The following is a 23896-nucleotide window of genomic DNA, read 5'->3' as shown; positions in this document are numbered from 1 at the left end:
ATTTTTTTAATGGAGATACAGAAGTAAGATGTACATTGTTCACACTAGTATCCATTTTTTTCAATATTGTTTGATGACTATGAAAGATATCATTGCATGACAATGTCAGTATGAAGGATCAGTTTTTCAATCATCCATCTGACATTGCATACGGGGTAGACAACGAGAATAACCTGTGGCTATTTCCGTGCGGATCAGTTTACTGTGGTAGACCTGTTGAAGGGTCTAACGTGTATGGGCTGGTATTGGGCGACGCCGCGAAGTTCAGCATATTGGTAATATTGCCTGCAATACCGTCAAAAGAACCAGCGATGCGTTGTCCACCCAACCAGTTGTCCTCAATAAATTTCAAGGTCGAGGTTTGGTCGGTCAAGGTGTGATCAACATAGTTCTGTTTGGCGTACGGAGAGATAACCAAGAGCGGTTGACGTGGACCATAACCACAACGACCTTGTGCAGCGGTCTTGCCATCTACACCAGCTAAGACTGGAGTACTTGCAGAGGTACATTTGTTTAGTGGGTCATAGTTTGCTGCATGGATATTTGAACCGTTAACAATGGCCGCTTTGTGATCATACCAACCATCTGAGTCATCATACATCACGATAACGAGGGTGTTTTTCCATTCTGGACTTTGTTGCAGCGTGTTGATCGTACTTGCGACGAATTGTTGCTCATCCAGTGGTGAGGAGTAGCCCGCATGACCGTCTTGATAGCCAGGTGCTTTTAAGAAACTGACTGCTGGGAAGTTGCCGGCTTTCAGCGCATCGAAGAAGTCATGAATGTCATATTGATGATTTGCTCCTCCATCATTGCTGGTACCAATAGCCTGTACACTGCTTGGACGTGTGTGGTTGAGGTTGGCAGTGGATGCATAGTATTGGAAGGGTTGATGGTGCGGAATGTAATCTACTTTCTTGACATTGGTTACGCCTGAAGTAGTCGAGCGTTTACAGCCAGTTGTGCCGTTGCTGTTAGTCTGAGTGAGATCAAATCCACCAGAGAAAAAGCCCCAGGAGATATTCTTCGCATTGAGCAGGTCGCCCACGTTTTTACCCGTCATATGGAAGGTATAAGCGCTTGAACATACATCTCCAGCAGGATCTTCGTCATCTGCGACAGTCCATCCGTTATTACCATCAGGGACCAATGTTGCTGCGAGCAGGCCATTTGCATCAGTGTATTCGTCACGAGTGCCATCAGCAGCAAGATCGAGACCTTTATCGGGTACGGCACCATTTGTTTGACCTGAAATCAGGTTAATCGCGCCAGGGGTAGATGGTCCAAAAGTAGTGCTATAGGAGTTATCACTCATCGCAAAGTGCTGAGCGTAATTCCACATTGCTGTCACGGTATTTCCGTCGTAGTAACCCATGACTTGACCGCTGGTACCAAATGCGCCTGCTGCTCCAGTAGAGCCTGTTCCTGTGTTTTTAGGAAATAGGTCCATCGCACCATTGTTATAGGCGAATTGTTCTGCAGGATAAGCATGATTCTGATCTTGGGTTGCCGCTTGACTGCGGTCTAGGCGGAATGGGTTTGCCGCCCCCTTACCATTTGCAGGATTGAGGTTTGGATTAGCCGTCAGCAGAGAACCACTTAAACCATCAATTGCTGGGGTTCCCGCGAGTGCTGTAAATGCTGGCTCACCAGCAATATTGGCCGCTTTGGGATAAGTGCCAAAGTAATGATCAAAGGAAACGTTCTCTTGGAAGATAACGACGACATGTTTGATCGGTGTGGTGGTTGCAGCGCTGTCTTCTGGAGTTAGGACTGGCGCATCATCACCACCCCCTCCACAAGCGCTAAGCATCAACGTACTCGTTAATGCCAGAGTTAAACATGAATGACGAAACATAGTGGATCCCCGTTAGTGTTTTGACATAAATCTCAATCATCTAAAGAGCCTCATAATTCACGTCCTTCTTATGAAAGTATGAACCTGTTCTAAATGATGAAGTTTTTTGTTGGAGTACCTTCGCTGGCGCATATTTTTAGCGAGTTCATGTACTTATTCAGATTGAGGCTATATGGCACTAAAAAGCAGGTGTCTCATTGATCGCATTTTTAACGTTTCTCAGATCTGTTGCGATGCGTAAGCGGTTTTTAGTGACATATTTCGACTGAAGCAGGGTAGTTTTTTTGTGTGACAGCCATGTGAAAAATTCTATATTTAACAAATAGTTGTATACAAAAAATAATATTTAATAACAAATGTCAAAAAAATGACACATACGATCTTCATACTCTCCACGTTTTCCATATTTTCTACACATGAACTACATGAATTGAATTAAATCTACATGTTTCATGGGTCTAGCCAAATTTATAAAGCCAAAGGGATTATCATGTCTGAACTAAAATTACCAACGACCACTCGCCGTCAAATTTTGAAATATTTTGCAAGTGCGCCATTGCTGCCTATGGCTGTTGGCGGGGCATCAGCATCCATGCTGGTGGGGTGTAGTGGGGATGATGATAGTGCGCCCGCCGTACCAACAGCTTCATTCAAAGCGGCAGTGTTCTTGCCAATGGCGGCGCCTACACTTGCAAAACCCGCGGAAATGGCAACGACGCTTGTTAATTCTTCTCTTGAAGTAACGCTTTCCGATGATAGCAAACTTGGTTATGTGCTTTCTTATAAGCCTTTCTTTATCACAGGCGATCTTGTTGCAGATGGCAAAGGCGGTACGATCCTTGCTGGTGGCTATGTTGATATCAATAATAAACCGATTATCGATAAATCGGTTGTTGGTAAAGAGCGTCAATTCTTCTCTGATAGTCCAGATGGAACCTCGCTGTTGTCTGTACCTGATGCCAAAGTTGATGGTGTAAAAGGTAAGCCTGTTTTTGCTGTGGTTCAATTTGAATACACAACTCGCAATCAAGCCGGTGGTGATACTTATGGCCAACTGCCATCTCCAATCGCTGTTCTGACTTTGGATCAGGATCAAACCACTGGTCAATTGAGCTTAGTAAAATATCATAACGTGGATACCTCAAAAGCTCACGGTCTTTGGATTACTTGCGGAGCGAGTTTATCTCCATGGGGAACGCATCTTTCAAGTGAAGAGTATGAGCCGGATGCTTTCACAGCGCGTACAGATGCCCAATTTCAAGCCTATAGCACCAATGTATTTGGCAGCCCATCAGCGGCAAACCCCTATCATTATGGACACTTGCCTGAAGTAACGGTTAATCCAGATGGGACTGGCTCTATCAAGAAGCATTATTGTTTAGGTCGTATTTCACATGAATTGATTCAGGTTATGCCTGACAACCGCACTGCACTGATGGGTGATGACAATACGAACTCTGGCTTATTCATATTTGTTGCAGACAAAGAGAAAGACCTCTCTGCGGGTACGTTATATGTTGCAAAATTAGGAACAGGTTTTTCAGTTGATACAGCAGCAGCAGGTGCGGCAATCTCTTGGATCAATTTGGGTCATGCAACCAGTGCAGAAATTGAAAATCTAGCGAATACGTTGAAACCAACAGATATTATGGAAGTGTTGACCAAAGATCCTAGCGATACGAGTTTTACCAAGATTTTCACGAATGGTGTTGCAAATTGGATCAAAGTAAAACCTGGCATGGAAAAAGCGGCTGCTTTCCTTGAAACGCATCGCTATGCCTATCTAAAAGGCGGCAGCATGGGCTTTACTAAGATGGAAGGTACCACGGTCAATATCAAAGATAAGACGGCCTACTCAGCTTTGCAAAACTGTCAAGATTCCATGGTTAAAGATGGGAAAGGTTGGAATGCTGCTAGTGGTATTGCATTAGACAAGCCTTTAAAAGCTGGTGTTGTTATGGCACATACTTTGACAGGTGGCCAAGTTGATCTTGGCGGTGCTGGGATCAATAGCGAATGGGTTCCTGTTCGTACAAAAGCGTTGCTCAGTGGCGAAGACATTTCTGCTGATACCCTAGGGAATACGGCTAATCCGAATAAAATCGGTAATCCAGATAATCTGAAATTCTCTGAAAAACTGCGGACATTGTTTATTGGCGAAGATAGTAGCCAGCATGTGAATAATTTTGTCTGGGCATATAACGTGGATACCAAAGCGTTGGTGCGTTTGATGTCAATGCCAGCTGGGGCAGAAGCGACGGGTCTTGGTGTGGTTGATGACTTAAATGGCTGGACATATATTACAACTAATTTTCAACATGCAGGGGATTGGGGATCTATTCATAAAATTGTACAGCCGACATTGGATCCATTAATTCGTGCTAATTACAAAGATCGATTTGGTTCTGCTGTGGGTTACCTGACCGCATCTCCACAAGCGATCAAGTTGACGAAATAGTTTTAAGTCACTATTCGGTTTAGATTCAACGAGTAGTCGCTCTGTAAAAAAGTCAGTCATTCGGCTGACTTTTTTACGTTTACACGATACTCTGCACTCAAGAGTATCGTATTGCATTTTTAATGATGAGCTTAGAACTTCATTTGAAGCTCTTCTTTTCGCTTCAAGCGTTTGTTCCCTCGAAAGGTAAGACATGTCTGATCTTTTTCTAAAGTCTATCTCGCACTATCCTTTAAAGTCAGCACAAGGACTTTCTTTAACGACAGCACAAGTTAACCCATTGGGCTTGGAGCAAGATCGTCGCTGGGTCTTGGTGGATGAACATGACAAATTCATTAGTCAGCGTAGCTGCGCCGCAATGGGCGGTATTCGTGTTGTTGCTGAAGATCAGCGGCTGACACTGATATTTAATGGGCAAACCCAAATTGCTGATGCAAATCCAGATGATAGGATCACTGCTACGGTATGGGGCGATACAATAGCTGATTGTTGGGGTGTCCAGCATGAGGTTAATCAATGGCTATCAGTAAACTTAGAACTCTCTGTAAAACTCGTCTATTTTCCTAATCATGCCATTCGGCCAGTTGATGAGATCTATGCAGGGGAGGGCTATCACACGGCTTTCTCGGATGGTTACCCCGTATTGGTGATTAGCCAAAGTTCACTTAATGAGCTTTCGCGTCTATGGGGTGCTCCGATTGATCCCAGACGCTTTCGAGCGAATCTGATTATTGGCGGGGAGTGTGAGCCATTTGCTGAGGATCAGTGGCGGCAAGTGACCGTGGGCGATGTTATTTTTGATCTGGTGAAGCCTTGCTCACGCTGTGTAATACCCAGCCTAGATCCAGAGACGCATCAGCAGACCGATGGATTCTTACGATTTTTGGCCAGTGTGAGACGTAAAGCCGATGGCAAGACCTATCTGGGACAAAATGCGGTTTTAGCACGTCATCAAACCGTTGATCGCAAAAATATTGCCAAACCTGAAAATATTGGTATGGAAAGTCATAGACAAAGTATTGCTGAAAATGCGGGATTACTGCACACTAAAAAAGAGTATGGAAACGCGCCGTTAGAATCTGGGCATAGGGAGCATGCACAGTTAACGGTTAGCGTTGGACAAATTGTCCGAGTAAGGTGAGTTTGGACTCCCCTTTATTTGAGTTGAAACATCGTGATTTTATGAGCAGTGCTCATATGATTCTTTTTCATGGGATATAAAAGAAGCATAGTATGACAAATGTGGGTTATTGGGTTATTGGGTTAGTTGCGGTATTTATGCTGGGTACCTTTATGAGTGCCCGGATTAGCCCACGCGAGAAGGCGCTTGGAAATATGCGCGAACGCGCAAAAAAGATGGGTTTTATCCCACGCTTAATTCCTGCGCCACTGTGGATTGAACATACCACTTATTCAGGCAAGCCAGGCGGGATGGTGGCTTATTATAGTGTGGTGTTGTCGGATGCCACGCATGCACTCGTTCAGGCACTGGTGGTGGATGGGCATTTAAACGTTTTAAAAGGTGAACCGACCTTGCAAGGTGAACCGATCAGTAGTAATTTAAAGGGTATTCAAGCACTTGAAATTCAATCGAATAGTGCTGGTTTTTATTGGGATGAAGAGGCAGATTTAAGTGGTGAGCAACTTGAATCAATGAAAACAGCCCTCATTTCATTTGCGGATCGTATGAGGCCAAAAATCAGAAGTTTCACGTCCGTTGATTAATTGCTTTTGAGTATCGTGTTTCAATTTACAGTGCAGATTGTCTGTGAATCATTATTTATTTATTGGAATATTCCATAATGGCTACCCGTCCACGCTCGACTACTACCAACACGATTAAAGCGGGTCGGCGTACTAGCCCTAAAGCGGCTACAGCAAAGACCTCGACAGCAAAGCGTGTCAAGAGTGACGAAGATATTGCGGACTTACCTGAGAAAAGAACGACGAAAGCTCGGGCATTGGTGATCGTCGAGTCCCCAGCTAAAGCGAAAACGATTAATAAATATCTGGGCAGTGACTATATCGTCAAGTCCAGTATTGGTCATGTCCGTGATTTGCCCGTGAGTGGGGGTGGTGTCAAAGCACCAGTGGTGAAAGTGGATGCAAAAGCCAAGGCTAAGCTTACGGATGAACAGAAAGCGTTAGAGAAAGAAACCAAATCACGTGCTGCGTTGATCAATCGGATGGGGGTAGACCCCGAGCATGATTGGCAAGCGCATTACGAAGTCTTGCCGGGTAAAGAGCATGTGGTTAGTGAACTGCAGAAGATTGCGGGTCAAGTTGATGAAATCTATCTCGCAACCGACTTGGACAGAGAGGGAGAAGCGATTGCTTGGCATTTGCAGCAAGTGATTGGCGGTAATCCTGATAAGTATAAGCGTGTCGTGTTTAATGAAATTACCAAAAATGCCATTCAGGCGGCATTTAAAGAGCCGGGACGCTTAGATTTAGATAAAGTCAACGCACAGCAGGCGCGCCGCTTTCTGGATCGTGTTGTGGGCTATATGGTTTCTCCACTCCTGTGGGAAAAAATCGCTCGAGGATTATCTGCCGGACGTGTTCAATCTGTCGCGGTGAAGCTGGTGGTTGAGCGTGAGCGTGAGATTCGTGCTTTTATTCCTGAAGAATACTGGGAAGTCTTTGCAGACACACTGTATAGCGAGAAGGGCAAAGTTCCCATCCGCTTGGAGGCGATCAAGCAAGCTGGTGCGCCCCTTAAATTAAAAAACAAAGCTGAAACGGATGCGGTGGTTGCCAAAATTACCCCGGCAACCTATACCGTGATTGCGCGTGAAGATAAGCCGACCAAGGTGAATCCAACCGCCCCTTATATCACTTCGACTTTGCAACAGGCCGCAAGTACGCGTTTGGGATTCTCGGTCAAGAAAACCATGATCTTAGCGCAACGTCTTTATGAGGCAGGGCATATTACCTATATGCGTACGGACTCGACATTTATCAGTAATGATGCATTGGCGATGGTTCGTGGTCATATTGAAGATGCATTCGGCGCGAAATATGTGCCAGCGAAGCCCAATTTTTATGGCAACAAAGCAGGGGCACAAGAAGCGCACGAGGCAATTCGTCCATCAAATATTAAATTGTCTGGCGACCAACTCACGACAGTCGAGCGCGATGCGCAACGTCTGTACGAGCTGATTTGGCGCCAATTTACGGCGAGTCAAATGCCGCCCGCCGAATATCTTTCGTCGAATATTACGGTGAAAGCCGCCGATGTTGAGCTGCGTGCTCGTGGTCGTACTATGGTCTTTGATGGTTTCACCAGAGTCATGGCACCGAGCAAACAAGATGATGACCTGTTGCTACCGACGGTAAAATCTGGTGATGTCTTAGAACTGGTCAAAGTTGATCCGAGTCAGCACTTTACTAAACCGCCTGCGCGCTTTACCGAAGCCAGTCTGGTCAAAGAGCTTGAGAAACGGGGCATTGGTCGCCCCTCGACGTATGCGGCAATTATTTCTACCGTACAAGACCGTGGTTATGTGAAATTGGATAATCGCCGTCTCTATGCGGAAAAAATGGGTGATATCGTCACTGATCGTTTAAGTGAAAATTTCTCCAATCTCATGGATTATAAATTCACGGCCGAGCTTGAAGGTCAGTTGGATAAAGTTGCTGATGGCGATCGTGATTGGAAAAATGTGCTGAATGAGTTCTATGGCGACTTTAAGCAAAAACTGGTTCGTGCACAGTCACAAGATCCCGATCAAGGCATGCGTCGTAATTTACCAGTTGCAGTTGACGAGGTATCTTGTCCGCTGTGTAGTCGTCCCATGCAGATTCGTACGGGTTCTACAGGTGTGTTCTTAGGCTGTTCAGGCTATAACCTGCCACCGAAAGAGCGTTGCAAAGGCACGATTAATCTAGCGCCCGTTGAGTCACTGGCTGCGCTCACCGAAGATACGAGTACTGATAGTGAAGATGGCAGTGCGGCAGAAACAGCGGATCTGATGGCGAAGAAACGCTGTCCGATCTGTGACACTGCGATGGACAGTTACATTATCGATGGCGGCCGTAAGTTACATGTGTGCGGTAATAACCCAGATTGCTCGGGGCATATCGTTGAAGAAGGATCATTTAAAATCAAAGGCTATGATGGCCCAACGATTCCTTGTGATAAGTGTGATGGCGAAATGCAATTGAAGACGGGTCGTTTTGGACCTTACTTTGCCTGCAACAACTGTACGAATACCCGTAAAGTCCTTAAAAATGGTCAACCTGCACCACCGCGTGCGGATGCGATTCCAATGCCTGAACTACGCTCGACCAAACATGATGATTATTTTATCCTGCGCGATGGTGCTGCAGGGATGTTCTTAGCGGCCAGCAAGTTCCCTAAAATTCGTGAAACACGTGCGCCAACGATTGGTGAATTACGTTCGGTCAAAGATAAGCTTGATCCTAAGCATCTTTATTTATTGGGTGCGCCAGATACCGATCCTGATGGCAATCCCGCTTTGCTCAAATTTAGTCGTAAAACAGCGAGTCAGTACGTATCTTCAGAGCATGACGGTAAGCCTACTAAATGGTCGATGATTTATGAAAATGGTGAGTGGGTTGAAGGCTAGGATAGCTCGGTTTAATTGGCTCCTCGTCACGTCTTAAGCTTTTTATCCTGCGGATATCCATCAATGGTGTCCGCAGTTCTTTTATGCGGCGATGAGGACTTCAAGGTCCGTATCATCGTTCTTTGTCGTTTATTTGAATTATTGGAAGATTTATATGTCTCGTGTTGCGCGATACCATGCTGACCGCACCAATCAAAAAATGTATTTTGCACGTTTGTCGACATTGCAGGCTGACAAAGCTGAAAACGCTCAAATTGCTCAAGCATCGCGCGAAGCTGCGGTTTTTCACTTGCATGGCGCTGTGTTGGCTTTTTTGCAAGAACTTGTGCGTTATTACAAATTGAATGATCGTCATCCGACCTTTAGTAGCATTAAAGATAAAATGGCTGCTCGTGGTCAAGTCTCACCGGAAATCATCATTTTGGAGCAGCTTGCCCAGTCTGGATTTATTGCCGAATTGAATCGCACCTATGCGGCGTGTGAGTACGCACCAGAGCCACCAGAGCCGACTTTTGATGATGACAGCTCATCAAATTTGATCATCAAAGTCACCCATAGCCCGCTGTCTTGGCTGCCGGATGTACAGATTTTAAGGGAGTGGCACCGTGATCTGGTTGCGCTGATTGAGGGTTTCCGCAACGAAATGGTCGAATTTTAGAAAATCGCACTATTATTTAGCACTTTTTTCATTTTTTTATTAAAAAAAGCCATTTTAGTACTTGAATTATTCTGAAAATATCTGCATTGTTGCGTTACATGTAAAGCACACCTGATTTTGGTTGCCGTTTTAGGTAACACTGTGGTGAGTTTCAAACAGATATTTTTAGCTTGTATTGTTTCAATATAAGTAATGAGGTGCAAAATGACTGCAATTCGTAAAACTCCTGAAATGTTTATGCCTAACGAAACTGTGCTTGAGTTAGTGCAACTGCAAACTGGCGTGATTGCACTGCGTTCTGCAGATTTCCCTGCAACCGCAGAATTAGATGCAGAGTCATTCGTATCGAATGATGAAAATTTGATTGCAGAGCGATCAGAGTCCTCAAGTGAACCTTTAGTTACGATCCAGTTTTCTGAGCAAATTCAGGAAGCTTTGGGTGATGCGCTGCAAAGTATTGGTCAACAAATGATTCAGGCTGCACTTTCCTCTTTGATGGAGCAGCAATCTGCAAAATGGCATGCTCAAGTCATGGACGAACGTCCTGCACGCTTTAGCTAATCTTAAAATAAACGATCAGTATTAAAGTTCCTCATTACTTTATACGTGATCCATAAAAAAACGACACTCATTGGGTGTCGTTTTTTTATGGATCACGATAATTAAATTTTAATTTAAATCGTATTCAAACGTTAATGTGCAGCACCTGTTTCATGCAACGACTTGGCGGCAGTTTCAAGTCCTAGACGATGAAATACATGTTCGGTCATACTGTCTGCCAGCGCACGTTTTGCCATAAAGACTTTGCCGATCTTTTCCTGTTCGAGAAGATTAGCTTCTGCACTACTATCTGTGCAGAGTACTGCCTCTATTTTGGGATTAAGCGTGCGTGCGATATCCACCATCCGTCTGACATCAAACACATCGGCTGTGGAGACGACCAGCATACTGGCTTGCATGATATGTGCTTGAATCAAAACAGCAGGATCACACGCGTCACCTGAAACCGCAGGGATATCCTGAGCTCGGAGTGCTTCAATGATTTCGCGGTTCTCATCGACGACCACGTATTTGATCCCTTGCTCTTTAAAGGTCTTGGCAATACTGCGCCCAACGCCACCATGACCGACGAGAACGACTTGACCATTGAGATAAGTGTTATCCACACTCATAGGCAACATGGCCAGTGGGTCGCCGCTACGTTCCAGCATACGAGCAAGGTGTGAGCGTGCGCGAATCCAGCGCTGTGCTGGCTCAATCGCCGCAAATACTGCTGCATTGAGCGTGATTGAGATGAGGGCACCAGCAAGAATGAGATTCTGGCCTTCAAGCGTTAGTAGCTTTAGCGATAAGCCGACACTGGCAAGAATAAAAGAGAACTCGCCAATCTGTGCCAAACTCGCACCGACTGTTAGTGCTGTATTTAAAGGGTAGCGGAAGAAGAGGACGAGAGCCATCGCGGCAATGGTTTTACCCACAACGATGACAGCAACTACACCAAGCACTTGTAAGGGGTGTTCAATCAGAATAGAAGGATTAAACAGCATCCCGACCGAGACAAAGAACAAAATTGAAAAGGTTTCTCGTAGCGGCAAAGTCTCTGTTTCAGCACGATGACTAAAGTCTGATTCACGTACGACCATGCCCGCAAAGAAGGCACCCAGAGCGAAGGACACGCCAAACAACACATAAGAACCATAGGCAATGGTGACCGCAGCGGCAACGACCGACAGTGTAAAGAGTTCGCGTGAGCCGGTACGTGACACGAGGAGCAGGAATTTTGGAAATACGCGGCGTCCAACAACCAGCATTAACGCAATAAAAGCGATGACTTTCGCAAGTGTGATACCAATGGTGATCCAGATATTATCTAATGAGGCTGTAGCGCCATGAGCGGATACAGGGGCTTCTCCGCCAAGCATCACTGCCATCGGCGGCAATAACACCAGAACCAGCACCATAACCAGATCTTCGACAACAAGCCAGCCGATCGCAATCCTCCCATTGACTGATTCCATGAGCCCACGAGATTCCAGTGCCCGCAAAAGTACAACGGTACTTGCAACTGATAAACAGAGCCCAAAAACCAGCCCAGAACCCAAGCTCCAGCCCCATAACGCAGCAAGACCCATCCCCATGAGGGTTGCTACCGCAATTTGTAAAATCGCTCCGGGAATCGCAATTCTGCGCACGGCGAGCAAATCTGAAAAAGAGAAATGCATCCCCACACCAAACATGAGAAACATGACCCCAAGCTCTGCAAGTTGATTCGCCAAATGCATATCGGCGACCACACCCGGCGTATTGGGACTAATCAGAATCCCGGCAATTAAATAGCCGACGAGGGGAGGCAATCGTAATCGTGCGGCAATATAGCCAAATACTAATGCCAGTCCAAAACCTACAGCTAAAAGGACAATTAAGCTAACATCATGCGGCATAGTAGGCTCCAATGAATTATGTTGGGGGCGAAATAGGATTATTATTCATACAGCATAAAGGTCTCATGCATAAAGTATGTCGGTAAGCATTAAAATAATATGATATTCAGCAATATAGCAAATTTAGGCTTTATGTTGATAGGGTTGGTGATTTTCAAAATGTAGTTTTTTGCATAGCATTGGTGGATCAAAGTTAGAAATTCAGTGTAAGACTTTAAAATTTAGGCATAAAAAAACGGCTCACTTTTTAGGAGCCGTTTTTTATTTTTTAACGAATCAAAAATTATTTGATTTTTGCTTCGTTAAAAATAACGTGTTGACGAATGGTTGGATCAAATTTTTTGATCGCCATTTTTTCTGGCATAGTGCGTTTGTTTTTGGTGGTGGTGTAGAAATAACCAGTACCAGCAGACGACACGAGGCGAATTTTATCACGCATGATTGAGCTCCTTAGTTAGTCTTAGACTTTTTGACCAGAAGCGCGCAAGTCAGCGATGACTTTCTCGATTCCATGTTTATCAATGATACGCATGCCCTTAGCGGTCAGACGTAGACGGACGAAGCGCTTTTCGCCTTCGACCCAGAAACGATGGTAGTGCAGGTTCGGTTCGAACCGGCGCTTGGTTTTGTTGTTTGCGTGCGAAATGTTGTTACCAACGATCGGACGCTTGCCGGTTACTTGGCAAACCTTTGACATGATGACGCTCCACTTTACTTTATATAACGACATAGCCACTGATGTAAGACACTGTGGGCTGACTACTCGCTACTCTTAAGAAAGTATAGAGAAGCAACTTAGCCGACGATATCGTATAAAAAGGCTGTTTAAAACTGATTGAAAAAAGCAAGGCGCGTTTTATACCAAAAAAACACGCCTGAATCAAGCTAGAAGCAAAAAAGCAGCCAAATTTTTACATATTTGTGCCTTTTGGCATTGAAACGACGTCCGTTAAAAAGTATTAACGGAAAAAAGCTTTTTCCATAATTTTATGCACGGTCTTACCAAATGGCGGGAAGATCAGTTTCAAGCTATAAAATTTTGGATTTTGCAGGACGGCACGTGCATGGCTCATGGTTAGGAAGCCCTCGTGGGCATGATATTTACCCATACCAGAATTGCCGACACCACCAAAGGGTAGATCACCATGTACGATATGGGTCAGGACGGCATTGACGCCGAATTGCCCCGAGTGTGTATGATCAGCCACATATTGTGCACGGGTAGTGTCATAGTCGAAATAATACAGCGCCAGTGGACGTGGACGGTCGTTGATATATTCAATCGCTTGTTCAAGCGAATCATATTCAAAGATCAACAGTAATGGACCAAACAACTCGTTCTGACAGACTTCCATATCTTGAGTAAGACCTGTGATCAGCGTTGGCGCAATTTTACGTGTTCCACTTAAGTCTTCATTGGCAGGGTTGATCTCAAAGAATTCTGCCCCTTTACTACGTGCGTCATCCATATAGCCACTCAGGCGGTTATATTGTTTATCGTTGACGATGCTGGTGTAGTCTGGATTATTCAGCAGTGTTGGGTAGAGCTTGCTGATTTGTAAGCGCATTTGAGCAATAAATTCACGAGTTTTACCGCGTGGCAGCATGATATAATCCGGTGCAACACAGGTTTGACCTGCATTCCAAAGCTTACCAAAGGCTAAGCGTTCAGCCACGTCTTTCATCGGTACCGATTGATGAACCAGAGTTGGGGATTTACCGCCAAGCTCAAGTAGAACCGGGGTCAGATTTTCTGCCGCAGCGGCCATCACGGTCTTGCCAATTGCACTAGAACCCGTAAAGACGAGGAAGTCAAAAGGTAAACGACAGAATGTGTCTGAAATCACGCCGCCACCGTTGACCACGGCAACAAGATTCTCAGGGAATACTTCACCAAGGATCTTTTCAAGCAGTGCGCCCATGCGTGCTGATGAACTGGAAATTTTCAGCATGGCGTGGTTACCCGCAGCCAATGCACAGATCAATGGACTGACGGATAATAGCAGTGGGTAGTTCCAAGGTGACATGATGCCAACCACACCCAGTGGTTGATAGGAAACCCAACCCTTCGCTGGCTGATGAATGACGCTGATATGGCGCTTGGAAGGTTGCATCCATTGGGCAAGGTTTTTGCTTGCATAGTCAATGTATTCTAAGCTAGTCATCAGCTCAGCAATTTTGGTCTCATGAACAGAGCGATTGCCGAAGTCATCGCTGATCGCTTGCGCCAGCGCATCCTGATGTTTAACCAGTACGCGACGAAGGCGAGCAAGGCGTTCAATACGCTCAGGTGCAGAGGCAATTGGATTGGCACGATAAGCGGCTTTTTGAGCGGCAAGTAGGTCGTGGATGCGCTGTACATCTGGGGGTGTTGCGGCATCTGTGGTAAATGAGTGGGCTGCTGTGTTCATGTCTAGACTTAGGGTCATGTTGAAGATAGCCTGTTTTAGAGCAATTACTCTAAACTGTCAAATGATTTTCGGTGAATGGCACGTTCATTTGTCGCAAAACGTGCTTTGAGGTTGAAACTTTGATTGCAAATTAGGTAAAGATAATGGATTCTGACCTGCTGGATAAAAGGAGCTTCGGAAAGCCAGATGAAAACTCGTGATCGCATTCTGCAAAAAAGCTTACAGCTCTTTAATGAGCAGGGTGAGCGTTCTGTCTCGACCAATCATATCGCCGCAGCGCTCGGCATCAGTCCAGGCAATCTTTATTATCATTTCCGCAATAAAGAGTCGATTATCAGTGAATTACTGCTGGTTTATCAGCATGAAATACTGGGTTTATTGAGCATTCCTGAAGGGCGTATCATGGAAGTCTCAGATAAATTCGTTTATTTTCAAGTGCTGTCGAGTCAGTTTTGGAAGTATCGCTTCCTGCATCGGGATAGTAATCATCTCATCGAGTCTAGCGATATCCTTAAGCAGCGCTACCCCATTTTTGCCAAACAGGTGATGCAGCAAGGCATGCTGATTTATCGTGGCTTTGTCGATGCAGGATTAATGCGAGCCAGCAATGCAGAAATTGAAGCTCTGATCATTAATATTTGGATTGTTATGACCAATTGGTCTAACTTTCTATTAATGACTGGACATATTTCTCAGACCGATGCGATCGATGAGCGCTGGTTACGTCAGGGTTTAAGGCAAATGGTGTTTTTAGAGGGGCCTTATTTAACAGGAGAAGGACGAACCGCTTACGAGCCTTTATTACAAACGTTTGGAGGGAGTAACGATGAAGGTGGATGGTTTGGTAATGTGAACTAATGTATACCAATTCACATTAACTCTAGGAAATTGCGACAATAATATTCTTGAAAAAACTAGAATGCTGATTGCCAAGTTTTTATTTGTACAGTAAAGTCCATAGGTATTAATTTGGGGTTTAGGCGAGTGGCATCGCAGCTTGCCAGATGGTGCCATGAATGGATTTTATTTTGGAATAAAAGGGTTTTGCAATTATGGACATTAATTTACAGAATGGAAGCAAGATGAAGCATCTATTTCAGTTGACGGCACTATCTACCGCATTGGTCGTCGCAGGTTGTGGCGGTGGCGGTGGTGGTGGTTTTTATGGGCCTTCTACGCCACCGACAACTACTACGCCGACAACACCAACTACTCCTGCCGCAGTAGCGACGAACTATCATATCGTATTAAGTAGCAATAAACCGACTATGGTTGCTACAGGTGACACAGCAGTTGTGACAGTGAAACTCGTTGATGTCAATGGGGGAGGAGTGTCCGCTCAGAATGTGACATTGTCAATCCCGAATACCATCACAAATGGTGTGACAATTAACGGTGCTTCCTCTCTGGCAACTGATGCGAATGGTAATGCATCATTTACAATCAATCTTCCTGCAACGAGTAATGCCGCCGCATTAATTGCAAGCGGGATTACTCTCAATGCGACCTTTACGGATGAAACTAAGAAAACAACATCACAAACAACGGTCATTAATGTTGTGCAAGCTTTGACGCCTGCAACATCGACTGCTCAATATCATCTGACAATGAGTAGTAACAAGCCTACTCTCGTTGTGACAGGAGATAATGCAATTGTGACTGTTAAGGCTGTTGATGTGAATGGTGGTGGGGTCGCTGGGCAGAATGTGATGTTATCGATTCCTGATACCCTGACTAATGGAGTGACTGTAAATGGGCCATCTACGTTAACAACTGATGCGAATGGCAATGCGGCATTTACAGTGATTCTGCCTGCTGCAAGTGCAGCGAATACTGCGGCGCTTATTGCTAAGGGAGTGACTATTAATGCCTCTCTTACTGATGTCAATGGTGTTACAAGCAAACAGTCAACACTGTTAAACGTTGTTGCTACTCCGATTACGCAACCAGTAGCCAATATTACTTTTGGTAATTCAGCTTTATTGCAAACGAGTACTGATGGTACATATTATACTGAGTCATTGTCTGCAAGTGTCGTGGGTTTAGATGGTAAACCTATTGTTAATCAACCTGTTGTGATATCAATTAGTTTGTTGGGTTTTGCTAAAGGAACTTATGTCTTTAACCCAAATGCCAAGCCTACAGCAACAAGAGAATCAGGACGATACACAAGTTGTCCGCTTAACCCGCCGACCCCTCCTTCATTTGTACAAATCGCGACTACGTTTGTTGCGCCATCGGTTTCAACAGATGGGACTGTTACTTATACGACAGACAGTACAGGTAAATTTGATTTTCAAGTACGTTTCTTACGCCGTTTTGGAACTTGGCAAACCGTCAATATTTCAGCTGTAGCGACGGCAAGCGGTGCAACCGTAAAAGCGGATCTACCTTATACATTGAGTGTATTAAAAGGCGATTTTGATAATGCTGCAGGGCAGCCATTTGATGTCAGCCCTTATGGTGCCGGTCCTGATGTTCTTCAGGGCGCGCCAGCGCCATACGATTCAACAAACCCAGCAGCATTTAATGCGGCTACTTATTCAGCACGTTACAATGCTTATCTACAAAATTTTGCAATAACCAGTAAGCAGAGTTATCCTATAGCACCTGATGTTAATGATCCTAGCTATGTGGCAGATAGTAAGGCCTTTACAACAGCCTTCACTGCTGTTCAAACAGAAGCTTGTAGTAATCAGAACTAAGTTTTCAAGTGAGAAAAAAGCCCTTTTTAAGGGCTTTTTTCTGCTGTACTCTTTTTATAATTTTATGTCAGTAGTTTTTATAAAAAAATACCGAATTGTTTGTTAATACGGCTAAAATGTTGCCCAAATTTTTATTGGGTAACATTTATTTGCTCAGTATCCTAATTGTTTTGAAAAAAATATGGATTTATACCAATGACAGCAGCACACACCGCACGATTGTTGATCACCTGCGCTGATCGCCCAGGTATCGTGCAAGCCGTATCCAGTTTTTTATATCACCACGGTGCGAATATTATTTCGTTGGATCAGTATGCGACTGAAGAGCAGGGCGGCACGTATTTTATGCGGGTTGAGTTTGCGCTTGATCGTTTGCAAGAGGTGCGCGATGTACTGACTCGCTCATTTGGGGATACCGTTGCGGCGCAATATCAGATGAGTTGGCAGTTGACTCTGGTTGGTGATATCAAGAAGGTGGGTATTCTTGTCTCCAAGTATGATCATGCACTCCTTGAGTTGTTATGGCGTTGGTCACGGGGCTTACTTCCTTGTGAAATCACACAAGTAGTCAGTAACCATGAAGACTTACGAGATGCGGTGGAACGTTTTGGTGTGCCGTATCATGTGGTGAAAGTCACCAAAGAGAATAAAGTTGAAGCTGAGGCCGAAATTCATGAGCTGATGGCTGGCAATGACGTGCTGGTACTTGCGCGTTATATGCAAATCCTCAGCAGTGAGTTTGTTGAGAAGTGGTCTTATCGGGTGATTAATATTCACCATTCGTTTTTGCCAGCGTTTGTTGGTGCGGATCCTTATCGCCAAGCCTATGAAAAAGGCGTGAAATTGATTGGTGCGACTGCACATTATGTGACGGCTGATCTCGACCAAGGGCCAATTATCGAGCAAGCTGTGGAGCGTGTTAGCCATCGCTATACGGTCGAAGATTTACGAGAACTGGGTGAAGATGTTGAGCGTAACGTATTAACCCGTGCCGTGCGTTGGCATCTCGAAGATCGTGTTATTGTGCATGATAATAAAACGATTGTTTTTGATTAAAATTAAATTATTCGTTGTTGCCCCCTTTTCAAAGGGGGCTTTTTTTGGAAGACATCTCTTTGACGCATCAACACACGCCGACATATACGCTGGGTCTCTTGCTAAGTCTCTATATCGCCCAAGGGTTGCCAGCAGGTTTTTTGACACAGGCGCTTCCTGCGATCCTGCGCCAGTATCACGTATCGTTGGCGGTCATTGGCTGGTCGGGGCTACTGTTGTTTCCGTGGGCGGTGAAGTTTTTGTGGGCGCCAATGGTGGATCATCATTACAGTGAGAAGGTTGGTCAGAGCCGGAGTTGGATATTACCGTTATCCAGCCTAGCCATACTGATTCTGCTGTGTGTGGCCATGTTTGAACCCACCTCACTGGTTCATCCCACGTCCGCATTCGTATTATTTGGTTTGTTATTCTTGCTCAGCATCGTGGGCGCAACACAAGATATTGCGACGGATGGGCTTGCGGTACGCATGCTCGGCAGTGAGGCGCGCAGTGCAGGAAATGCTGTTCAGGTGACTGGCTATCGCATTGGCTTGATCGTTGGTGGCGGTGTGCTGTTGATCGTGATGGATTATTGGTCGTGGATGGCTGTTTTTTTTGCCATGATTGGACTTGTGATCCTGAATACTTTACCCGTACTGTTTTTTAAAGAACCTCTATGGTTGGAGTGCAAAACAAAACAGGCTCATAGTGCCCAGTCCTCGCTATCTGATCAGCTTTCTTCAGTTGAACAATTGAGAATTAAGGTCAGTCAGTTTTGGGCAAAATTTCAGATTCAGTTTGGCTATTTCTGGTCGAATACAGAAATGCGTGCATGGTTATTAGTCCTACTGGTTTTTAAAATAGCGGATTATATGTCCAGTGGTATGGTCAAACCCATGATGGTCGATATGGGTTTTAGCCTATCCAAGATTGGTTTTTGGGGAACTATTCTAGGTTCTGCGTCATCTCTAGTGGGTGCTGCTTTGGCGGCCTTACTGATGCGGCATATGCGCAGGGTCACGGCGCTCTGGGTATTTAACGGCTTACAAGCATTAACGACGGGACTTTACAGCTTAATTGCTTTTCTCCACTCACAGGGCTATGCCTTGCAAGGCTGGGAGCTGTATGCTGCAAATGCGATAGAGCATGTTGCTGCTGCAATGGCTATGGTGGGTTTACTGACGGTTGCGATGGACTATGCGCGTCCTGCGCATGCAGGCAGTGATTTTACCTTTCAAGTCTGCGCGATGACGGTATTGGGTGGGATGGGTTACTTGATCAGTGGCTATTTGGCTAATGGTTTAGGTTATGCAGCTCAGTTTGGGCTGTCGGCAGGTTTGGGGATCATTCTTCTACTACCCATCATTTATTGGGGACGACTATTTCATCAGCCACCCGCCGCAAGCACCTCTTTGCATATTAAGCAACTGAGTGAATAAATCATCAAGATTTAACCGATTCGCCCGACACGTAATGCAACGGGCCATTCTATTTTGCGCAAGGTTTCAGGTTCTCCCCAAAGCGGACGTAATGTGGTCTCAAGTTCAGGAATGGGATTGTGGCCTGTCGAGGCCATGTATTGCTTGGTCGCAGACCATGTAGCTTGGTAACCGACGAAATGGGGCAGCGACCATTCGGCTTCTAATTTAAATTCAGGTGCACTGATTTCCTCAAAAGGGAAGGGCAAATCGCGATACAGATTCTCAACCCACTTCCGCTCAGGTGGCCAGTAATTGCCGATGACATCGTGATAATAGTGCAGTGATGGAACATCAATGGTTTCATCGATACGATGATGTGCATAGGTAATTAGTGCAATCACGCCATGAGGTTTGAGGACGCGTTTTGCTTCGGCATAGAACGCATCAAAATCAAACCAGTGCACTGCTTGTGCGACGACAAGGAGATCAACTGATTGATCGGGCAAGTTTGAGTGTTCGGCAGATGCCACACTAAAGTGTACATTTGCGGGACCTGTCGCTTCTGTGATTTGATCCACTGAAGCATCTGTTGCAGCCACACGCGTAAAATATTGTGCAAGATGCTTTGCTGCTTGGCCATTCCCCGTTGCACAATCCCATGCAAGCTGATGCTCTTGGCATAAACTGGATAGCCAAGTGAAAAGCGCATTCGGATAGTCTGGCCGAAAAGCTGCATATGCATTGGCAAGAGATGAGAAATGGTCTTTAAACGTTGACATGGTGAGCTTCTTCTTTTTGGGTACTGGGCAAAAACTACCTCAACATAGCATTAAATTTGTGTCATCGACTACTTCTAAAGTTTTGCCATTTGGTTATAGGTCTTTAATCTTTTTTAGAGATAAGCTATTCGTGATGCGTTATTAAAGCCTCAGAATGACTTAATGGTAATATGTTTTATAAACCATTTGGTTATAAATGAAGTGATGAATAAGTGGAGCGTTTAAGATGAATTTAGCATTGGTGATCAATGTCGTGGTGTTCATCGCTTTGCTGGTGCTACTCGGTCAGACACAGCGGACCTCTTGGAGCCTTGCTAAAAAAGTCTTGGCAGGCCTGACGATTGGTGTGGTTTTTGGTCTGGCATTGCAGTTTATCTATGGGCCAACAAACGCAGTGCTTAAAGAGTCGATCACGTGGTTCAATATCGTAGGCAATGGCTATGTCCAGTTGCTTGAAATGATTGTGATGCCGCTGGTATTTGCATCGATTTTAAGTGCGGTTGCCAAGCTGCATAATGCATCTTCTTTGGGCAAGATTAGCTTCCTGACCATTGGAATTCTCCTATTCACAACGCTCATCGCTGCACTAGTCGGCGTGTTGATGACCAATGTTTTTGGTTTAACAGCGGAAGGCCTAGTGCAAGGTGCCAAGGAAACAGCACGTTTAACGGCAATTCAAACCAATTATGTCGGCCAGTTGACTGATCTTTCTGTGCCGCAATTGATTCTGTCATTTATTCCCACCAATCCTTTTGCAGATTTAACCGGTGTTAAGCCTACCTCGATCATAAGTGTGGTGATCTTCGCAGCCCTACTGGGTGTGTCATCTCTACAGCTCTTGAAAGACGATGAGGTGAAAGGCCGACAGGTTCTTGTTGCGATTGATACGATACAAGCATGGGTCATGAAACTGGTCCGCTTGGTGATGAAGTTGACGCCCTACGGCGTACTTGCCCTGATGACCAAGGTTGTCGCAGGTTCTAATATTCAGGACATTATTAAGCTTGGTAGCTTTGTGGTGGCATCTTACCTCGGCCTTGCGATCATGTTTGTCGTGCATGCACTCTTGTTGAGTCTGGCGGGAATCAATCCTGCCAAGTTCTTTCGAAAAGTATTACCTGTCCTGACGTTTGCATTCACCAGTCGCTCCAGTGCGGCAAGTATTCCGCTCAACGTTGAGGCGCAAACACGGAGGATTGGCGTACCTGAGTCGATTGCCAGCTTTTCTGCATCCTTTGGTGCAACGATAGGGCAGAATGGCTGTGCGGGTCTGTATCCCGCGATGTTGGCAGTCATGGTGGCACCCACGGTTGGGATCAATCCTCTAGATCCAGTGTGGATTGCGACATTGGTTGGTGTGGTGACCTTGAGTTCCGTTGGTGTGGCAGGTGTGGGCGGCGGTGCAACTTTTGCGGCCCTGATTGTGCTGCCTGCCATGGGCTTGCCCGTGACGTTGGTGGCACTCCTGATCTCGGTTGAACCGTTGATCGATATGGGACGTACTACGCTGAATGTCAGTGGCGCAATGACCGCAGGAACGATCACTAGTCAAATACTGGGACTAACGGATAAGACTATTTTTGATCATGAGGAAGAGGTGGAACTGGTTCATCGTTAGGGATCGACGTATGAATAAAAAAAGCCCAGTCAAACGACTGGGCTTTTTTAGATCATTATAAAAGCAGGATTAGGCTTTTACGTCATCGGCTTTTGGTTTTTCGCGTAAGCGAATACCCAAGTCACGTAGTTGATTGGGTTCAACTGGAGCAGGAGCTTGAGTCAACGGACATTCTGCAGTTTTGGTTTTCGGGAATGCGATAACATCACGAATCGAAGATGCACCTGTCATCAGCATAATCAAACGATCCAAACCGAATGCCAAACCACCGTGCGGCGGTGCACCATACTTGAGTGCGTCAAGTAAGAAGCTGAACTTGTCAGCGGCTTCTTCATCAGAAATACCGAGCGCTTCAAACACCGCTTTTTGCATCTCTAGGGTATAGATACGCAAGCTACCACCACCGAGTTCAGTCCCGTTCAACACCATGTCATAGGCGACCGATGTTGCGGCACCTGGATCAGCTTTCATTTCTTCTACGCTGACTTTAGGTAGCGTGAAAGGGTGGTGAACCGAAGTCCATTGGCCTTCGCCAATTTCTTCAAACATCGGGAAGTCGACAACCCAAAGTGGTGCCCACTCTGTGGTTGACATACCGAGGTCATGACCGATCTTGATACGTAGGGCTCCCATGGCATCGTTGACGATTTTGGCTTTATCCGCACCAAAGAAAATCAAGTCACCGTTTTGTGCGCCTGTACGTTCAATGATGGTTTGGAGTGCTGCATCTGGGAAGAACTTGACGATCGGGGATTGCAGACCGGTTTCTTTGCCATCCAAACCATTGTTGATTTTGGTGATGTCATTGATCTTGATGTATGCCAGACCTTTGGCGCCGTAGATGCTGACGAATTTGGTGTAGTCATCAATTTTACCGCGTGACAAGTCACCTGCATTCGGCACGCGTAATGCGACGACACGGCCTTTAGGGTCTTTGGCAGGGGCTGCAAAGACTTTGAATTCGATATCTTGCAGCAAGTCCGCGACATCAACCAGTTCCAGTGGAATACGCAGATCAGGCTTATCTGAGGCAAAGCGACGCATGGCTTCGGCATAGGTCATGCGGGGAAATTTATCAAATTTCACACCCATGAGGTTATCAAACAGCTTGACGATCATACCTTCCATCATGGTCATGATGTCTTCATCATCCATGAACGACGTTTCAACGTCGATCTGGGTGAATTCAGGCTGACGATCCGCACGTAGGTCTTCATCACGGAAACATTTTGCGATCTGATAGTAACGATCAAAACCAGATACCATCAGCAATTGTTTAAACAATTGCGGAGATTGAGGCAGTGCAAAGAAGCTGCCCGGTTGTGTACGTGACGGTACGAGATAGTCACGCGCGCCTTCTGGTGTTGCACGGGTCAGAATCGGGGTTTCAACATCCAGAAAGCCATTCTCATCCAGATAGTTACGGATTTGACTGGTGACTTTCGAGCGGAAACGCATACGCTCGAGCATTTCTGGACGACGCATGTCGAGATAACGATATTTGAGGCGGTTTTCTTCTGAAACGTTGGTGAAATCATCGTTCAGTGGGAACGGAGGCGTTTCTGAGGTCGCCAAGACTTCGATTTCTTTTGCCAAGACTTCGATTTGACCACTGATCATGTTGGCATTTTCGGTACCGGCATAGCGCGCACGGACGCGGCCAGTGATCTTCAGTACGTATTCACTACGTACACGATCAGCAGTAGCAAATGCTTCCGGGGTATCTGGATCGATAACGACTTGCACGAGGCCATCACGGTCGCGCATATCCAGGAAAATCACGCCACCGTGGTCACGGCGACGATGTACCCAACCACAGAGGGTAACTGTTTGTTCTAAAAGAGCTTCGGTAAGTGTGCCGCAGTAATGGGTGCGCATCATGGTGCGAGATGTCCAACGTATTCTATAAAGGGCAAGATT

The 23896-nt window shown here is 45.6% G+C and carries 18 protein-coding genes; 11 read left to right on the top strand and 7 right to left on the bottom strand.

Annotation, left to right across the window (positions count from 1 at the left end):
- Positions 1–199: 199 nt before the first annotated feature.
- The gene (locus ACLHG7_RS15825) at positions 200–1858 is read right to left on the bottom strand and encodes a phospholipase C (RefSeq protein ID WP_410211930.1); all 1659 of its coding nucleotides are present in this window, start codon (positions 1856–1858) and stop codon (positions 200–202) included.
- Positions 1859–2348: 490 nt separating this feature from the next.
- Between ACLHG7_RS15825 and ACLHG7_RS15820 the strand changes: the two genes are divergently transcribed.
- From ACLHG7_RS15820 to ACLHG7_RS15795, 6 genes are all read left to right on the top strand, one after another.
- Complete coding sequence (locus ACLHG7_RS15820; RefSeq protein WP_410211929.1) at positions 2349–4316, top strand: PhoX family protein; 1968 nt, start codon at positions 2349–2351, stop codon at positions 4314–4316.
- A 193-nt stretch (positions 4317–4509) separates the two neighbouring features.
- Complete coding sequence (locus ACLHG7_RS15815; RefSeq protein WP_410211928.1) at positions 4510–5457, top strand: MOSC domain-containing protein; 948 nt, start codon at positions 4510–4512, stop codon at positions 5455–5457.
- 92 nt (positions 5458–5549) lie between these two features.
- Positions 5550–6041 carry an ammonium transporter gene (locus ACLHG7_RS15810; RefSeq protein WP_410211927.1) on the top strand — a complete coding sequence of 164 codons (492 nt, stop codon included), beginning with the start codon at positions 5550–5552 and terminating at the stop codon, positions 6039–6041.
- Positions 6042–6118: 77 nt separating this feature from the next.
- Positions 6119–8908: a type I DNA topoisomerase gene (gene topA, locus ACLHG7_RS15805; protein ID WP_410211926.1), complete on the top strand. Its 2790-nt coding sequence runs from the start codon at positions 6119–6121 to the stop codon at positions 8906–8908.
- 154 nt (positions 8909–9062) lie between these two features.
- The gene (locus tag ACLHG7_RS15800) at positions 9063–9566 is read left to right on the top strand and encodes a DUF6586 family protein (RefSeq protein WP_410211925.1); all 504 of its coding nucleotides are present in this window, start codon (positions 9063–9065) and stop codon (positions 9564–9566) included.
- Between the two features lie 204 nt (positions 9567–9770).
- Positions 9771–10127, top strand: a complete 357-nt coding sequence (locus tag ACLHG7_RS15795) for a hypothetical protein (protein WP_410211924.1) — start codon at positions 9771–9773, stop codon at positions 10125–10127.
- Between the two features lie 131 nt (positions 10128–10258).
- On the opposite strand, the gene ACLHG7_RS15790 is transcribed toward ACLHG7_RS15795, so the two are convergent.
- From ACLHG7_RS15790 to ACLHG7_RS15775, 4 genes are all read right to left on the bottom strand, one after another.
- A complete protein-coding gene (locus ACLHG7_RS15790) occupies positions 10259–12007 on the bottom strand; it encodes a cation:proton antiporter (protein WP_410211923.1) in 1749 nt (582 codons plus the stop codon).
- 283 nt (positions 12008–12290) lie between these two features.
- Positions 12291–12446, bottom strand: coding sequence for a 50S ribosomal protein L33 (rpmG, locus tag ACLHG7_RS15785; RefSeq protein ID WP_114898118.1), 156 nt, complete (start codon positions 12444–12446; stop codon positions 12291–12293).
- 21 nt (positions 12447–12467) lie between these two features.
- Positions 12468–12704, bottom strand: a complete 237-nt coding sequence (rpmB, locus tag ACLHG7_RS15780; RefSeq protein ID WP_114898119.1) for a 50S ribosomal protein L28 — start codon at positions 12702–12704, stop codon at positions 12468–12470.
- Positions 12705–12966: 262 nt separating this feature from the next.
- On the bottom strand, positions 12967–14418 hold the full coding sequence (locus ACLHG7_RS15775; RefSeq protein ID WP_410211922.1) for a coniferyl aldehyde dehydrogenase: 1452 nt from the start codon (positions 14416–14418) through the stop codon (positions 12967–12969).
- A gap of 186 nt (positions 14419–14604) precedes the next feature.
- Here ACLHG7_RS15775 and ACLHG7_RS15770 point away from each other — a divergent pair, with 186 nt between their 5' ends.
- From ACLHG7_RS15770 to ACLHG7_RS15755, 4 genes are all read left to right on the top strand, one after another.
- Positions 14605–15276 (top strand): TetR/AcrR family transcriptional regulator, encoded by a 672-nt coding sequence (locus tag ACLHG7_RS15770; RefSeq protein ID WP_410211921.1) that lies wholly within the window; start codon positions 14605–14607, stop codon positions 15274–15276.
- 224 nt (positions 15277–15500) lie between these two features.
- On the top strand, positions 15501–17123 hold the full coding sequence (locus ACLHG7_RS15765) for a hypothetical protein (RefSeq protein WP_410211920.1): 1623 nt from the start codon (positions 15501–15503) through the stop codon (positions 17121–17123).
- A 189-nt stretch (positions 17124–17312) separates the two neighbouring features.
- Complete coding sequence (gene purU, locus ACLHG7_RS15760) at positions 17313–18179, top strand: formyltetrahydrofolate deformylase (RefSeq protein ID WP_114898122.1); 867 nt, start codon at positions 17313–17315, stop codon at positions 18177–18179.
- 44 nt (positions 18180–18223) lie between these two features.
- Positions 18224–19597 (top strand): MFS transporter, encoded by a 1374-nt coding sequence (locus tag ACLHG7_RS15755; RefSeq protein ID WP_410211919.1) that lies wholly within the window; start codon positions 18224–18226, stop codon positions 19595–19597.
- Positions 19598–19608: 11 nt separating this feature from the next.
- Here the strand turns inward: ACLHG7_RS15755 and ACLHG7_RS15750 are convergent, their stop codons facing one another.
- On the bottom strand, positions 19609–20358 hold the full coding sequence (locus ACLHG7_RS15750) for a class I SAM-dependent methyltransferase (protein ID WP_410211918.1): 750 nt from the start codon (positions 20356–20358) through the stop codon (positions 19609–19611).
- A gap of 226 nt (positions 20359–20584) precedes the next feature.
- Between ACLHG7_RS15750 and ACLHG7_RS15745 the strand changes: the two genes are divergently transcribed.
- Entirely contained in the window at positions 20585–21976 is a 1392-nt protein-coding gene (locus ACLHG7_RS15745; RefSeq protein ID WP_410211917.1) for an L-cystine transporter, read from the top strand.
- A gap of 69 nt (positions 21977–22045) precedes the next feature.
- On the opposite strand, the gene aspS is transcribed toward ACLHG7_RS15745, so the two are convergent.
- Complete coding sequence (gene aspS / locus ACLHG7_RS15740) at positions 22046–23857, bottom strand: aspartate--tRNA ligase (RefSeq protein ID WP_410211916.1); 1812 nt, start codon at positions 23855–23857, stop codon at positions 22046–22048.
- Positions 23858–23896: the final 39 nt, after the last annotated feature.

The organism is Aquirhabdus sp. (assembly GCF_046462495.1).
Classification (GTDB): Bacteria; Pseudomonadota; Gammaproteobacteria; order Pseudomonadales; family Moraxellaceae; genus Aquirhabdus.
Note: the sequence above shows the minus strand (reverse complement) of the source record. Positions and strands in the feature narration are given on the sequence as shown.